Origin of the sequence: Streptantibioticus rubrisoli (assembly GCF_024436055.1) — a bacterium.
Lineage (GTDB): Bacteria > Actinomycetota > Actinomycetes > Streptomycetales > Streptomycetaceae > Streptantibioticus_A > Streptantibioticus_A rubrisoli.
This window is the reverse complement of sequence record NZ_JANFNH010000005.1, coordinates 99,455-113,707: the sequence shown is the minus strand read 5'-3', so window position 1 is coordinate 113,707 and position 14,253 is coordinate 99,455. Positions and strand designations below refer to the sequence as shown.

The following is a 14,253-nucleotide window of genomic DNA, read 5'->3' as shown; positions in this document are numbered from 1 at the left end:
ACGAGAACCCGACCCGCGGGAGTGACGACGGATGTCGGTAGCTACCCCTACCGTCGAAGCGTGACTGTGATCGAGACCGAAAGCCTGACCAAGCGGTACCCGCGGGTGACCGCTTTGGACCGGCTGACCGTGGGCATCGAGCCGGGTGTGACCGGGTTGGTGGGCGCCAACGGGGCCGGGAAGTCCACGCTGATCAAAATCCTGCTCGGCCTGTCCCCGGCGACCGAGGGCACCGCCGCGGTGCTCGGTCTCGACGTCGCCACCGAGGGACCGCGGATCAGGTCGCTGGTCGGCTATATGCCGGAGCACGACTGCCTGCCGCCCGACGTGTCGGCCACCGAGTTCGTGGTGCACATGGCCCGGATGTCCGGGCTCCCGCCGACGGCCGCGCGCGAACGCACCGCTGACACTCTGCGTCACGTCGGTCTGTACGAGGAGCGGTACCGGCCGATCGGCGGCTACTCCACGGGTATGAAGCAGCGGGTGAAGCTGGCGCAGGCGCTGGTGCACGACCCGAAGCTGGTGCTGCTGGACGAGCCGACCAACGGTCTCGACCCGGTCGGCCGGGACGAGATGCTCGGCCTGATCCGCCGGGTGCACAGCGACTTCGGCATCTCGGTCCTGGTCACCTCCCATCTACTGGGCGAGCTGGAGCGCACCAGTGACCAGATCGTCGTCATCGACGGTGGAAAGCTGCTGCGTGCCTCTTCCACAAGGGACTTCACACAGGCCACCGCCTCGCTGGCGGTGGAGGTGACGGACACCGAACGCCATCCCGACGGCACCCGCGCCGCGCTGGATGCGTTCACCGCCGCGGGGCTGACGGCGCGCGCCGACGGTCATCTGCTGCTGGTCGACATAGCCGACGAGTCGACGTACGACACCGTCCGTGACGCGGTCGTCGCGCTCGGTTTGGGCCTGGTCCGTATGGAACAGCGCCGCCACCGCATCGCCGAGGTCTTCAAGAGCAAGCAGGAAAAGGAAGGAGGCAGCCGAGATGCCGCCTGAGCCCGCAGCAGCAGTGACGGCGGCGAACACGCCCGCCGACAACTCCCGCATCCACGACATTGGTTACCGGCACTACGACGGCGTCAGGCTGGACCGCTCGTACATCCGGCGCTCGCTGTTCGTCCAGAGCCTGCGCGGTGCGTACGGGCTCGGCAGGTCAGCGAAGTCCAAGGTCCTGCCGATGATCCTGTTCGCCGTGATGTGCCTGCCCGCGGGCATCATCGACGCGGTCGCGATCTACACCCACATGACCAAACTCCCGCTGGAGTACACGGAGTACGCGCTCCTCCTCCAGGCGGTCATCGGGCTGTACCTCGCCGCCCAGGCGCCCCAGTCCGTCTCCCGTGACCTGCGGTTCAAGACGGTTCCGCTCTACTTCTCCCGTCCCATGGAACGCATCGACTACGTCATAGCGAAGTTCGGGGCGATGGCCGCGGCCCTGTTCATACTCATCGGCACGCCGCTGGTGATCCTCTACCTCGGCGCGCTGCTGGCGAAGCTCGACTTCGCCGCGCAGACCGCGGGCTTCGGCAAGGGGCTGCTGGCCGCCGCGCTGATGTCGCTGCTGTTCGGCGGCATAGGGCTGGTACTGGCCGCGCTCACCCCGCGCCGCGGGTTCGGGGTGGCGGCGGTGATCGCGTTGTTCACCATCTCGTTCGGAGCGGTGACCAGTGTGCAGGCCGTGGCCTTCCACCAGGGTGCCCAGACGGCGATCGGTTGGCTCGGACTGTTCTCGCCGGTCACGTTGATCGACGGGCTGCAGACCTGGTGGCTGGGCGCGCACTCGCACTTCGTAGGGGGCTACGGGCCGCCCAACGCCGCGGCCGGAGCCTGCTACCTGATCGTCGTGCTCGGCCTGATCGCAGGCTCGTTCGCGCTACTGATGCGCCGCTACCGGAAGGTCGGGCTGGGATGACCACCGTAACGATCGACAATGTCTCTCGCTGGTTCGGCAACGTCGTCGCCGTCAACGACGTCAGCATGACCATCGGGCCCGGCGTGACCGGACTGCTGGGTCCCAACGGGGCCGGAAAGTCCACCCTGATCAACATGATGGGCGGCTTCCTGGCGCCCTCCACGGGCAGCGTCACGCTCGACGGCCAGACCATCTGGCGCAACGAGCGGGCGTACCGGCACATCGGCATCGTGCCCGAGCGCGAGTCGATGTACGACTTCCTCACCGGAGCCGAATTCGTACTGGCCAACGCGGAGTTGCACGGTCTGCCGAACCCTGAGGCGGCGGCGCGCAAGGCGCTGGCCACGGTGGAGATGGAGTACGCGCAGGGCCGCCGCATCGACACCTACAGCAAGGGCATGCGGCAGCGGGTCAAGATGGCCTCCGCCCTGGTCCACGATCCGTCGGTGCTACTGCTCGACGAGCCGTTCAACGGGATGGACCCGCGTCAGCGGCTCCAACTGATGGATCTGCTACGGCAGATGGGTGCCGAGGGCCGGACCGTCCTGTTCTCCTCGCACATCCTGGAGGAGGTCGAGCAGCTCGCCCACCACATCGAGGTGATCGTCGCCGGGCGGCATGCGGCGTCGGGTGACTTCCGCAAGATCCGCAGGTTGATGACCGACCGCCCGCACCGCTACCTGGTGCGGTCCAGCGACGACCGCGCGCTGGCCGCGGCGCTGATCGCCGACGACAGTACGACAGGTCTGGAACTCGGCATAGAGGCGGGGCGCGGCGCGCTGCGCATCCAGGCCGTCGACTTCGCGCGCTTCACCGAACTGCTGCCGCGTGTCGCCCGCGAGCACGGCATCCGGCTCTACGAGGTGTCGCCCTCCGACGAGTCGCTGGAAAGCGTCTTCTCCTACCTGGTCGCGGCATAGGGAGTGAACGACATGTCCACGGTGTACCACCCGACCGTCGCCAGGCTGACCTACCGGGCGCTGCTCGGCAGGCGCCGCGCGGCGATCCTGTTCGCGCTGCCGCTGCTGCTGCTCGTCATCTCCGCCGCGGTGCGGGCGCTGACCGGCGCCGATGACTCCACGGCACGCGAGGTGCTGTCCGGGTTCGCGCTGGCCACCATGGTTCCGCTGATCGGGGTGATCGCCGGTACCGGCGCGATCGCCCCGGAGATCGATGACGGCTCGATCGCCTATCTGCTTTCCAAGCCGGTGAAGCGGCCGACGATCATCCTCACCAAACTGCTGGTCGCCATGCTGGTCTCGGTGGGCTTCGCCGCCATACCGACGTTCCTGGCGGGCCTGATACTCGACGGCAACAGCCAGCACCTCGCGGTGGCCTTCGGGGTCGCGGCGGCGGTGGCCTCGCTCACGTACAGCGCGGTGTTCCTGCTGCTGGGCGTTGTCACGCGGCACGCGGTGGTCGCGGGGTTGGTGTACGCGCTGGTATGGGAGTCGCTGATAGGCAATCTGGTGCCGGGAGCGCGGACGTTGAGCGTTCAGCAGTGGGCGTTGGCGCTGGCCGCCAAGGTGGCGGATGGCGGTGCGGTCTCCTCCGACGTGGCGCTGCCGACGGCGGTGGTCCTGCTGGTGGGCGTGACGCTGGTGGCGACCTGGTTCGCGGGACGCAGGCTGCGGGCGCTGACGCTGGCGGGCGAGGAGTAGGAATACCCTGGCCCGCGTGGAGACCTCGGCGATCACCTCACGGATCGAGATTGACGGACACCCGGCCACCGCTGAGCAGTTGGGGTTCCTGGCCACGTTCCCGTACGGCCACTTCACGGCCATGCAGGTGCGCGGCGGGAAGACCCGGGGCCTGGAGCTGCATCTGCGGAGGCTGGACGCGGCCTCGCGGGAGCTGTTCGGGGTCGGGTTGGACGCCGACCGGGTCCGGGAGCTGGTGCGGCACGCCCTTGGGACGGATGTCGTGGACGCGTCGGTGCGGGTCTACGCGTTCCAGCCTGAGGTGGGTCTGCCGCCGTCGGTCCTGGTCACGGTCAAGCCGCCTGCGGATGATCCGGATCATCCGCAGCGGTTGCGGGCGGTGCGGTACCTGCGGCCGGTGGCGCACATCAAGCACCTCGGAGGGTTCGGGCAACAGCATCATGAGCGGCAGGCGCAGCGGGAGGGGTTCGACCATGCGTTGCTCGTCGGTCCCGATGCGGTGGTGGCGGAAGGAGCGATCGCCAACATCGGGTTCTTCGCCGGTCCGACCATCGTCTGGCCGGAGGCGCCGATGCTGCATGGGATCACCATGCAGTTGATCGAGGGTGCGCTGGCTGAACGGGGTACGCCTTCGCGGCGGGCGGTTGTGCGGTTGGTGGAAGTCGCCTCCTACGACGGGGCGTTCGTCTGCAACGCCAGGGGGATCGTGGCGGTGGGGCGGATCGACGGGGTGGAGCTTCCGGTCGACGTGGAGCGCATGCGGGGGTTGGTGGAGCTGTACGACTCCGTCGGGTGGCAGGAGATCTAGCCCCCGGCTGGGGCGCGGTGGGTTCGGCGCCGCCGGACCGCGTCGTTGGCTGCTCGTCGCGGCGGCGGGAACGCGCTGCCGTCGCGGCGGCGGGCACCGTGGCAGGCTGGAAGGGTGAGTGGTGCTGAGCTGCGGGTCTTTGTAGCGGATGACCTGCGGTTTTTCCTTGCGGCGCGGAACCGGGGGGCGTCGGGGGTGCGGGTGGTGGTGGACGGGACGTCGTCGCTCGGGCATGTGGTGCAGTCGATCGGGGTGCCGCTGACGGAGGTCGGCGCGCTGGAGGTCGACGGGCGGGCGGTGGCGGACACGTACCGGCCGCGGGGTGGGGAGCGGGTGCGGGTGCGTGAGGTGACGCGGCCGCAGCGGACCGAGGACGCGCGGTTCGTGCTGGACGTCCATCTGGGCGCGCTGGCAAGGCGGTTGCGGCTGGTGGGACTGGACACGGCGTACCGCAACGACATGGACGACGATGCGTTGGTCGCGCAGGCCAACGCGGAACGCAGGGTTCTGCTCACACAGGACCGGGGGCTGCTGTTCCGTCGGAGTCTGTGGCGCGGGGCGTTCGTACGGGGAGCGCGGCCGGACGCTCAACTCGCCGATGTACTCGACCGGTTCGCACCGACGCTGGCGCCGTGGACGCGGTGCATGGGGTGCAACGGTGGGCTGGAGCCGGTCAGCAAGGAGGCGGTGGTGCATCTGCTCAAGCCGGGGACGCGGCGCACGTATGACGCGTTCGTCCGGTGTCGGGAGTGCGGGCAGGTGTACTGGCACGGTGCGCACCACGGGCGGCTGGACGCGATTGTGGCGTTCGCCACGCAAGCTGGCGCGTCCTGGATGTGTTAGCCGCCGGAAACCGGGCAGGTGCTCCGCTCCAGAACTGATCACGGACGGAGTGAGCGGCATGCACGGCGGCGGCGGATTCAGTGGGGGCGGCCACCACGGTGGGGGGTTCGGCGGGCACCACCACAGCGGGATCAGCCACCACCATCACCACACGGGAGACGGTTCGCCGGGCTTCGTCTGGGCCGCTATTGGCCGCCGTCGCCCCGCGTCAAGCCCGTACACGGCCAACGGCCGCTTCGGCGTGATCCTGGCTGCGCTGCTGGCCATGGCGGCGCTGACCTGTCTGCTGGGTGCGCGATAGGGCGCGGAGGAAGGTTTCCGCGTCCAGTACGGCCGCGCCGCCCGGGTCGTTGTTGAAGTACGCGTACACGTCGGACGCGTCCGGCCAGGTCTCCGTGATGCGTCGCACCCAGGTGGTCAGGGCCTGGCGGCCGTAGCGCGGCCAGGGGTGGGCGATGCCCACGTGGAAGCGGACGTAGCCCCAGTCGGCGGTACGCCACAGCGGTCCGGTGGGCCGAGCCCGCCAGTCCGCCCAGCACAGGGCGGCGCGGTGGCGCTCCAGCAAAGCGCGGAGGGTGGGGGTCCACCACGACTCGTGGCGTGGTTCGACGGCCACGCGGGTGCCCTTCGGGAACGCGGTCAGGCAGGCGTCCAGCGACCCCAGGGTCTCCGCGTCCGCGCGGAGCGTCGGGGGTAGCTGAAGCAGTACGGGGCCGAGGCGCGGTCCCAGCGCCTCGGCGCGGGACATCAGACGCTCCACCGGTTCCTCCGGTTCCCGCAAGCGCTTGATGTGGGTCAGGTAGCGGCTGGCCTTCACGGCCATGACAAACCCGTCGGGCGTACGGTCGCGCCACTCGGCGAAGGTTTCGGCCGTCGGCAGCCGGTAAAAGGCGCCGTTGTTCTCGACGGTGAGGAAGCGCTTCGCGTACTCCTCCAGCCACAGGCGTTGCGGGCACCCTGCCGGGTAGAGGACCTCGCGCCAATCCCGGTACATCCATCCCGAGGTACCTACGTGCACGGGCACGTAGGTATGGATACCCGGCCTGGGTGCCGGGAATCAGCCTATTTGCGGCGCCGCCGCCAGGAAGGACGTCCACGCGTCAGGCGTGAAGGTGAGGGTGGGGCCTTGGGGGTCCTTGGAGTCCCGGACGTGGATGGCCTTGGGGCAGGTTGCGACCTCGACACATTGACCGCCCTGGCTGCCGCTGTGGCTGGACTTCCGCCAGTCCAGGGCCACCTCTATGCACGCGCCGCCCTCGTCGCCGCTGTAGCTGCTCTTAAACCATGTGAGTTCGGCGCTCATAGCTCCCCTAGCAGCTTCTCGATCAACTTCACGGAGTCACCCGGTGCGAGGGCTTGGCTCCGGATCATCGCATATCGCTGGTACAACTCGCTTACCTGATCTGGATCATCGATCATCACGCCTACCTTCTGGCCTTCCACGTACACGAGCCACTGGTGCGCTGGTGTCTCCAGCAGGTGCATGGGGCCGTTGAATCCGGCGTGTGACTCGCATACCGTCGGCATGATCTGGATGGAGACGTTCCGCCGCTCCGATAGCTCCAACAAATGTTCCAACTGCCCCCTATGGGCGTCCAGTCCGCCGATGCGGCGGTAAAGCAGCCACTCCTCCATGACGAACGACATCATGCACGGCGGCTTCTTGCGGGTTAGCAGACTCTGGCGCTCCAGCCGCGCTTGAACGCGGGCTTCGATGTCCTCTTCCTCTAGAGCCGGGCACCTAGCGCTGAAGACTGCTCGCGCGTACTCCTCGGTCTGGAGCAGGCCGTTGATCACCTGCGTGTCGTAAACCCACAGGCTGAGGGCGGTCTTCTCCGCCTCCAAGTAATCGATGAACCACGACGGGAACCGCTCCCGCGACAGATGCGCCGCAGCGGCCAGCAGCGTCCCGTTGGCATCTAGGAACGGATCCGCCAGCTCCACATACCGCTGGCTCGGCATTCTCGTGCCGCTCTCCACGCCCTGAACAAGGGACTTGGAGTAGCCGACGTGCTCCCCCAGCGCCTCCTGGCTGATTCCGGCCGCCGTGCGCAGCGCCTTGCTGATCGCGCCGAACATGCGCATGCTGTCGGAGCCTTCGTCCTTGGCCGCCACCTCACGCCTCCCCGGTGTCACGCTCTCACCACAGCACATGATTACGGAACGCACACTTTGGTGTGCGATCCGTTCCTGCCTGGTCAGGCTAGCTTCGGGCCGGGAACGTGGAAGGTATGACGCTGGAATCTCCACCCATCGTGACGACGTCGGGCCTGTGCCGACTTCAACTCCGCGCGGAACCCGCCCAGTTCGGCGCCGTACGGCGGATTGTCAGCGCCTATCTGCGGCTGTGGGGACGAACTGGGCTGATCGACTCGGCCGTGGTCTGTGTGACGGAAATACTGGCCAACGTGCACCGCCATGTGAACCCGTCGGAGTGCGAGCTCGTTCTGGAGAACATGCCGGAGGGGGTACGGGCGGCCGTGCGCGATCAGTCGAGCGTGCTGCCGGTGGTGGTGGAGGGGGAGAACTGGCTCGGGGAAAGTGGCCGGGGGATGTTTATCGTCGCGAACACCGCGGACCTGTGGGGGACTTCGCCGGTCGAGGGCGGCGGCAAGCAGGTGTGGGTGCTGTTGCGGGAGGGCGCGTGATGGCGACGCCCACGCCCGGGTTCGTCAACTCGCTGGCGTCCTGGGCGTGGTTGGAGCGCACCAGTGCGGGGCCGGTCGCGTTCCTGCTGCTGGCGCATCCTGACGCGAGGGCGGTGGAGCGGGAGTTGACCGGGCTCGCGAAGGCGTTGGGGCTGGTGCCGCCGTGTACCCGGGTGCCGGACACGGGGGCGCGGGTGACGTTGGTGGGGCCGGGGCGGGCGGTGGTCCAACTGGACGGTTGCGCGCACCGGGTGCAGGTGGAGGTGGGGGAGCGGTGGTCGGCGTTCGTGGGAGGCGGGGGGCCGGTGCTTTTGCTTGTGGGGCTGGATCCTTTGGCGCGGTGCTCGCCTCGGGAGCGGGTTGAGGAGTATCTGGGGGTGAGCACGCTTGGGGGCCGTCTGCGGTTGGGGGCGGCCCGGGTGCGGTGATGGAGCCGGTGCGGGCCGGTTGTGCCCACCCCTCCCCCAGCTACCGCTGGGAGGTGCCCCTCCGCCCTGCGGAGCGACTGTCCACAACCTTTAGTCGTGCGGCTTAGATCGTGCGGCGCCGTGCGGCTGCCAGGCCGACCAGTAGAGCCGTCAGGCAGACGCCGAGCATGACGACCAGTGGTGCCGTCCAGTTGCCCGTCGCCTGGTACAGGGCGCCCGCCGCGAAGGGGCCCGCCGCGGCCACCAGGTAGCCGACCGTCTGGGACATGCCCGAGAGGCGTGCGGCGGTGTGGGCGTCGCCCGCGCGCAGCACGATCAGGGCGAGCGCCAGGCCGATGCCGCCGCCCTGGCCGACGCCGAGCAGTGCGGCCCACAGCCAGGCGTACGCGGCGGGCGCGGCCAGCAGGCCCGCGTACCCGGCGCCGACCAGGCCGGTGACCAGGACGACCAGCAGGCGCTGGCTGCTCATCCGGCCCGCGAGCAGCGGTACCCCGAAGGCGCCCGCGAGTTGGACGAGGGTGTTGAAGGCGAAGACGGCACCGGCCGTGGAACGGCTCATTCCGTGGTCGGTGAGGATCGTCGGAAGCCAGGCGATCAGTACGTACGTCCACAGCGACTGCAGCGCCATGAACCCGGTGACCTGCCAGGCGAGCGCGTTGCGCCACACGCTGCTGCCGGACCCAGGTGCCGCAACGGCCCTGGACTCACGGCCGGTTCGGCCGCGCGCGATGATCACCTGCGGCAGCCAGGCGAGGGCGGCGACGCCCGCGAGCAGCGACCAGGTGGCCAACGACGCCTGCCAACTGCCGCCGAACGCCTTCTCCAGCGGCACGGAGGTCGCGGCGGCGAGCGTGGCACCGGTGATCATCGCGCCGGTGTAGACGGAGGTCATCGAGGCGGCGCGGTCCGGGAAGTCGCGCTTGATCAGGCCCGGCATAAGGACGTTGAGCAGGGCTATCGCGGTACCGGCGAGCAGGCCGCCGCCATAGAGCGCCCCGGCGGAGGGCAGGACGCGCACCAGGATGCCGATGCCGAGCAGCACCAGGGCGCAGAACAGCACCAGTTCGGTGCCGAAGCGTCGGGCGAGGCCGGGAGCGATGAGGCCGCCGAGGCCGAGGAAGAGCACGGGCACCGAGGTGACCAGGCTGCTCGCCGTCGAGGAGAGCCCGAAGTGCGCGCTGACCTCACTCACCAGCGGGGACATGCTGGCGAGCGCGGCGCGCATGTTCAAGGAGGCGAGTACGACGCCGACCAGGAGCACGACCGGGTGCGCGAGGAGCGCGCGGCGTGCGGCGACACCGGCTGGGGTGGGGCGCAGGTCGATCTCGGCGTCGACGAGTAGGTGGTCGGTGTCGGGGCGGGTCAAGCGTTGCTCCTTTCGTCTCCTCGCGGGAGGTGTTGCTAGGGCCGGGTGTCCGTGTCGTGTGGAATGAGCGCTTCCACGGCGCGCAACGGGGACATCAACAGGTTCCTGGCCGCGGTCTCGGCGGCCTGCGGGTCACCGGACTCGATGGCGTCGACCAGCGCGGTGTGGGTTTCCAGGTCGAGGCGCGGCATGCCGTCCTGGCCGAGCGAGGCGACCAGCGCCTCGCGCACGGACGAGCTGAAGTAGCCGTAGACCTCGGTGAGTGCGGTGTTGTGCGCGGCGGCGACGACCGCCAGGTGGAAGTCGATGTCGTCGTCGGCCTGGACGGCGCCCTCGGGTTGGGGGCCGTGCTGGTGGAGTGCGCGCAGCCCGGCGCGCAGTCGGCGCAGGTCGTCGCGGGTGCGGCGGGTGGCGGCGAGGCGGGCGGCCTCGGTCTCCAGGGCGATGCGCAGTTCCAGTACGTCCCGGACGTTCGCCTGTTTCATCCCGCGCAGGACCGCCGAGGGGTCGGCGGTGGACCGGACGAAGGTGCCCTGGCCCTGGCGGGACTCCAGCAGTCCGGCGTGCACCAGGACGCGGACCGCCTCGCGCACGGTGTTGCGGCCGACGCCCAGGCGGTCGGCCAACTCGTGTTCGGTGGGGATGCGGTCGCCGACCCGCCAGGCGCGTTCGGCGAGCTGGTTCCTGAGCTGTTCCACGACGGTGTCCACGAGGGAACGGCGATCGGCGGCGCGCAGCTCTGGGGTCACGGCGTCCTCCGGCGGAGTTGAGGGGTCACCCGGTCATCCTACAAATTGCGGAGGGCGAGTCCGTTCGGTGCCTGTGCTCAGGGAAAGCCGTCATGATGTGGAAGGTGACCGCAACCGACCATGAGCCCCGTAAGGGCCGCCGCGTCACACCACGCGAGGTGGCCAGGATCGGTGTGCGCGCCGCCGGGGAGTGGGTGGGGCATTCGCCGGGCACACACATCTGGCTGCTGATGCTGGCGGTGACCAGTGGGGTGATCGCGGTGGTCTCACCGGGGGTGCGCAACTTCCTGCTGCACCACAACAGCACCAATCTGGTGCAGTTGCGGGATCACCCCCTTCGGGTGCTGTTCGTCAGCGCGCTGTGGATCGAGTCGCCCTCGGGCTTCCTGATCTACGGGGTGTTCTTCGAGCTGATCCACGCGCCCGCGGAGCGCTGGCTGGGCACATGGCGGTGGTTGACGACAGTGGCGATCGCCCATGTGGGCGCGACGCTGGTGAGTCAGCAGGCGGTGCGGCTCGGCATCCAGTACGAACGGCTGCCGAAGTCCATGGCGCACACGGTGGACATCGGGGTGAGCTACGGGCTCGCGGGCGTGATCGGGATCCTGGCGTATGTGGTGCCCAGACCGTGGCGGTGGGGGTACGTGGTGCTGGTGACCGGGTTCTTCGGCTGGTCGGTGGTCAACGGGCGCACGTTCACCGATCTCGGGCACTTCACGGCGCTGCTGTTGGGGTTCGCGTGCTACGCGTTGACGCCCGCGGCGCGGCCGGGGAGGCGTCGGCCGCCCGGCGGCACCGGGGGGCCGCCGTCTGGCGGTGGGTCGCGGACGTGGCTGCGGGTCGGGCCCGGGGGCGGGCCGTTGGCCGTGCGGTCTCAGGGTTGAGGTGCTGGGCGGTACAGAGAGAGGCGGAACGAGGCGGTCACCTGTTGGTCGCCTTCCAGGGCGCGGGGGGCGTGGTGGGCTGAGGGGCCCATCGCCACGGCGTTGGTCGCCTCGGCGGCGCTGAGGGTGAGCGGGTACTCCAGCAGTTCGGTGTGGGCCAGCTCGAAGTGGCCGGACAGGGTGCGGTCCAGCCGCTCCTCCTTTGCGGCGTCGACCTCCAAGGTGCCTGCTTTCGCGCGGAGTTCGCGGAGGTGCGCGGGGGTCGGGGTGACGACCAGCAGTGCGCCGTCCGGTCGCAGTACGCGGGCGAACTCGGGGGCGTTGCGTGGGGCGAACACGTTCAGCACGAGGTCGACGGCCGCCGAGCGGACGGGGAGCGGCTGCCATACGTCCCATACCGCCGCGGCGGCCCGCTCGTGGGCGCGGGCGGCGCGGCGCAGGGCGTACTTGGACAGGTCCAGGCCCAGGCCGATGGCGGTGGGGAGTGCGTCGAGGACGGCGGCCAGGTAGTAGCCGGTGCCGGTTCCGGCGTCCAGGATCGCCTGTGGGGAGAGTCGCGCGGCGGTGCGCGCGATCGCTTCGGCCAGCGGTGCGTAGTGGCCCGCGGCCAGGAAGTCGGCTCGGGCGCGGACCATTTCGGCGGTGTCGGCGGTTCCGGTCTGGGCTCCGCCCGACAGGAGGTTGACGTAACCCTGGCGGGCCACGTCGTAGGTGTGCGCTTCGGGGCACCTGAGGGCGCCCTCGCGCGAAGTGAGGTTTTGCCCGCAGAGGGGGCAGGTCAGGAGGGCGAAGCCGGGCATGCGGGTCACGCTAGCGCGTGGGCTGGTTGGGGTGCGTTTGGGCCGCCGGGATCCTTCGTGGGAGGTGCTAAGCGCTCCGCTGGGAGGGGGCGATGTGTTGTCGATCGTCTGCGACGCCGTTGTGGCTGGTCGCGCGGTTCCCCGCGCCCCTTTGGGGCGCTATCTCGCTGTCTGCCGGGGGCGGGGGGTTCGGGGGTCGCGCCCCCGAACCCCCCGCCTGCTCAGACGGGCTCTGCTGCTTCCGTGATCGGTTCCGCGAACTGGGCGGCGTACAGGCGGGCGTACGCGCCGCCGGATGCCAGGAGTTCCTCGTGGGTGCCCTGTTCAACGATGTGGCCGGACTCCATCACCAGGATCACGTCGGCGTCGCGGATGGTGGAGAGGCGGTGGGCGATGACGAAACTCGTGCGGCCGGAGCGGAGTTGGGCCATCGCGTGCTGTATCAGCACCTCGGTGCGGGTGTCGACCGAGCTGGTCGCCTCGTCCAGTACCAGGATCGCCGGTTCGGCGAGGAACGCCCGGGCGATGGTGATCAGCTGCTTCTCGCCCGCGGAGACGTTGGAGCCCTCGTCGTCCAGGACCGTGTCGTAACCGTCGGGCAGGGTGCGGACGAAGCGGTCGACGTGGGTCGCCTTGGCCGCCTCGATGATCTGCTCGCGGGTGGCGCCCTCACATCCGTACGCGATGTTGTCGGCGATCGTTCCGCCGAACAGCCAGGTGTCCTGGAGAACCATGCCGATGTTGGCGCGCAGTTCCTCGCGGGACATACCGGCGATGTCCACCCCGTCCAGGGTGATCCGGCCGCCGGTCACCTCGTAGAACCGCATCAGCAGGTTGACCAGCGTGGTCTTGCCCGCGCCCGTCGGCCCGACGATGGCCACCGTCTGGCCGGGGCTGACGGACAGCGACAGGTCCTCGATGAGCGGCTTCTCCGGGTCGTACTGGAAGCGCACGCCCTCGAACTCCACCTTGCCGGTCACCTGTTCAGGACGCAGCGGCTGGGCCGGGTCCGCCTCCTGCTCGTCGGCGTCGAGGAGGTCGAAGACCCGCTCGGCGGAGGCGACACCGGACTGCACCAGGTTGGCCATGCTGGCCACCTGGGTCAGCGGCTGGCTGAACTGGCGCGAGTACTGGACGAACGCCTGCACGTCACCGATGGACAGGGTGCCGGAGGCGACCCGCAGACCGCCGATGACGGCGATCAGCACGTACTGCAGGTTGCCGATGAACATCATCGCGGGCTGGATGGTCCCGGAGATGAACTGGGCCTTGAAACCCGCCTGGAACAGCGCCTCGTTGTGCTCCTCGAAGATCTCGGCGGACTCCTTCTGACGGCCGAAGACCTTCACCAGGGAGTGGCCGGTGTACATCTCCTCGATGTGCGCGTTCAGCTTGCCCGTCGACTTCCACTGGGCGACGAACTGCGGCTGGGCGCGCTTGCCGACCCGGGTGGCGACGAACACCGACAACGGCACGGTGAGCAGCGCGACCAGGGCGAGCAGCCACGAGATCCAGAACATCATGACCAGCACGCCGACGATGGTCAGCACGGACGCCACGATCTGGCTGAGCGTCTGCTGGAGCGTCTGCGCGATGTTGTCGATGTCGTTGGTGGCGCGGGAGAGCACCTCACCGCGCTGCTGCTTGTCGAAGTAGCTGAGCGGCAGTCGGCTGAGCTTGTCCTCCACCTGCTGGCGCAGCCGGTAGACGGACCGCTGCACCACATAGGTGGCGATCCGGGCCTGGCCGAAGCCGCACAGCGCGGCGGCCACGTAGATCAGCAGCACCCACAGCAAAACGACGCCGACCGCGCCGAAGTCGATGCCGTGGCCCGGGTGCACGTTGTGCATCGAGGCGACGATATCGGCGATCTTGCCCTGGCCGTGGGCGCGCATGGCGGCCACGGCCTGCGCCTGGGTGGTGCCGGGCGGCAGTTGGCGGCCGATGACGCCCGCGAAGATCAGGTCGGTGGCCTGGCCGAGGATCCTGGGACCGAGCACGGACAGCCCGACGCTGAAGACGCCGAGCGCCAGGGCGAGCATGATGATGCCGCGCTCGGGGCGCAGCATGCCGAGGAGCCGTTTGCTCGATCCCTTGAAGTCCATGGACTTCTCGGTGGGTTGGGCGCCCATCCAACGCGCC

The 14,253-nt window shown here is 69.4% G+C and carries 16 protein-coding genes; 9 read left to right on the top strand and 7 right to left on the bottom strand.

Annotated elements, in window-relative coordinates; genetic code table 11:
* The first annotated feature begins 60 nt into the window (after window positions 1–60).
* From NON19_RS08555 to NON19_RS08530, 6 genes are all read left to right on the top strand, one after another.
* Window positions 61–1,008: an ABC transporter ATP-binding protein gene (locus NON19_RS08555; protein ID WP_255926078.1), complete on the top strand. Its 948-nt coding sequence runs from the start codon at window positions 61–63 to the stop codon at window positions 1,006–1,008.
* A complete protein-coding gene (locus tag NON19_RS08550) occupies window positions 998–1,924 on the top strand; it encodes an ABC transporter permease subunit (RefSeq protein WP_255926077.1) in 927 nt (308 codons plus the stop codon). The genes NON19_RS08555 and NON19_RS08550 overlap by 11 nt, the downstream gene beginning before the upstream one ends.
* Window positions 1,921–2,844 carry an ABC transporter ATP-binding protein gene (locus NON19_RS08545; protein WP_255926076.1) on the top strand — a complete coding sequence of 308 codons (924 nt, stop codon included), beginning with the start codon at window positions 1,921–1,923 and terminating at the stop codon, window positions 2,842–2,844. Before NON19_RS08550 ends, NON19_RS08545 begins: the two co-directional genes overlap by 4 nt.
* Window positions 2,845–2,865: 21 nt before the next feature.
* Window positions 2,866–3,585, top strand: coding sequence for an ABC transporter permease subunit (locus tag NON19_RS08540; RefSeq protein WP_255926214.1), 720 nt, complete (start codon window positions 2,866–2,868; stop codon window positions 3,583–3,585).
* A gap of 16 nt (window positions 3,586–3,601) precedes the next feature.
* Window positions 3,602–4,393, top strand: a complete 792-nt coding sequence (locus tag NON19_RS08535) for an aminotransferase class IV (protein WP_255926075.1) — start codon at window positions 3,602–3,604, stop codon at window positions 4,391–4,393.
* Window positions 4,394–4,507: 114 nt separating this feature from the next.
* The gene (locus tag NON19_RS08530; RefSeq protein WP_255926074.1) at window positions 4,508–5,236 is read left to right on the top strand and encodes a Mut7-C RNAse domain-containing protein; all 729 of its coding nucleotides are present in this window, start codon (window positions 4,508–4,510) and stop codon (window positions 5,234–5,236) included.
* 208 nt (window positions 5,237–5,444) lie between these two features.
* On the opposite strand, the gene NON19_RS08525 is transcribed toward NON19_RS08530, so the two are convergent.
* Genes NON19_RS08525 through NON19_RS08515 form a run of 3 tightly spaced genes read right to left on the bottom strand, consistent with a single transcriptional unit; the run spans window position 5,445 to window position 7,351 of the window.
* Window positions 5,445–6,260, bottom strand: a complete 816-nt coding sequence (locus NON19_RS08525; protein WP_255926073.1) for a DUF72 domain-containing protein — start codon at window positions 6,258–6,260, stop codon at window positions 5,445–5,447.
* Between the two features lie 33 nt (window positions 6,261–6,293).
* Window positions 6,294–6,539, bottom strand: a complete 246-nt coding sequence (locus NON19_RS08520) for a DUF397 domain-containing protein (RefSeq protein WP_255926072.1) — start codon at window positions 6,537–6,539, stop codon at window positions 6,294–6,296.
* The gene (locus tag NON19_RS08515) at window positions 6,536–7,351 is read right to left on the bottom strand and encodes a helix-turn-helix domain-containing protein (protein WP_255926071.1); all 816 of its coding nucleotides are present in this window, start codon (window positions 7,349–7,351) and stop codon (window positions 6,536–6,538) included. Before NON19_RS08515 ends, NON19_RS08520 begins: the two co-directional genes overlap by 4 nt.
* Window positions 7,352–7,467: 116 nt before the next feature.
* Between NON19_RS08515 and NON19_RS08510 the strand changes: the two genes are divergently transcribed.
* On the top strand, window positions 7,468–7,884 hold the full coding sequence (locus tag NON19_RS08510; protein ID WP_255926070.1) for an ATP-binding protein: 417 nt from the start codon (window positions 7,468–7,470) through the stop codon (window positions 7,882–7,884).
* Complete coding sequence (locus NON19_RS08505; protein ID WP_255926069.1) at window positions 7,884–8,312, top strand: hypothetical protein; 429 nt, start codon at window positions 7,884–7,886, stop codon at window positions 8,310–8,312. The genes NON19_RS08510 and NON19_RS08505 overlap by 1 nt, the downstream gene beginning before the upstream one ends.
* A gap of 103 nt (window positions 8,313–8,415) precedes the next feature.
* On the opposite strand, the gene NON19_RS08500 is transcribed toward NON19_RS08505, so the two are convergent.
* Entirely contained in the window at window positions 8,416–9,678 is a 1,263-nt protein-coding gene (locus tag NON19_RS08500) for an MFS transporter (RefSeq protein WP_255926068.1), read from the bottom strand.
* Between the two features lie 35 nt (window positions 9,679–9,713).
* Entirely contained in the window at window positions 9,714–10,427 is a 714-nt protein-coding gene (locus NON19_RS08495) for a FadR/GntR family transcriptional regulator (RefSeq protein WP_255926067.1), read from the bottom strand.
* Window positions 10,428–10,531: 104 nt separating this feature from the next.
* On the opposite strand from NON19_RS08495, the gene NON19_RS08490 reads away from it, so the two are divergent.
* Window positions 10,532–11,311, top strand: a complete 780-nt coding sequence (locus NON19_RS08490) for a rhomboid-like protein (RefSeq protein WP_255926066.1) — start codon at window positions 10,532–10,534, stop codon at window positions 11,309–11,311.
* Here the strand turns inward: NON19_RS08490 and NON19_RS08485 are convergent.
* On the bottom strand, window positions 11,302–12,111 hold the full coding sequence (locus NON19_RS08485) for a putative RNA methyltransferase (RefSeq protein ID WP_255926065.1): 810 nt from the start codon (window positions 12,109–12,111) through the stop codon (window positions 11,302–11,304). The two genes, NON19_RS08490 and NON19_RS08485, sit on opposite strands and share 10 nt — an antisense overlap.
* A 221-nt stretch (window positions 12,112–12,332) precedes the next feature.
* A complete protein-coding gene (locus tag NON19_RS08480) occupies window positions 12,333–14,243 on the bottom strand; it encodes an ABC transporter ATP-binding protein (RefSeq protein ID WP_255926213.1) in 1,911 nt (636 codons plus the stop codon).
* Window positions 14,244–14,253: the final 10 nt, after the last annotated feature.

Bases quoted from the DNA above. Each gene is read 5' to 3' on its own strand.
- NON19_RS08550 (WP_255926077.1), top strand. From the start codon at position 998: ATGCCGCCTGAGCCCGCAGCAGCAGTGACGGCGGCGAACACGCCCGCC.
- NON19_RS08545 (WP_255926076.1), top strand. From the start codon at position 1,921: ATGACCACCGTAACGATCGACAATGTCTCTCGCTGGTTCGGCAACGTC.
- NON19_RS08520 (WP_255926072.1), bottom strand. From the start codon at position 6,539: ATGAGCGCCGAACTCACATGGTTTAAGAGCAGCTACAGCGGCGACGAG.
- NON19_RS08510 (WP_255926070.1), top strand. From the start codon at position 7,468: ATGACGCTGGAATCTCCACCCATCGTGACGACGTCGGGCCTGTGCCGA.
- NON19_RS08505 (WP_255926069.1), top strand. From the start codon at position 7,884: ATGGCGACGCCCACGCCCGGGTTCGTCAACTCGCTGGCGTCCTGGGCG.
- NON19_RS08485 (WP_255926065.1), bottom strand. From the start codon at position 12,111: ATGCCCGGCTTCGCCCTCCTGACCTGCCCCCTCTGCGGGCAAAACCTC.
- NON19_RS08480 (WP_255926213.1), bottom strand. From the start codon at position 14,243: ATGGGCGCCCAACCCACCGAGAAGTCCATGGACTTCAAGGGATCGAGC.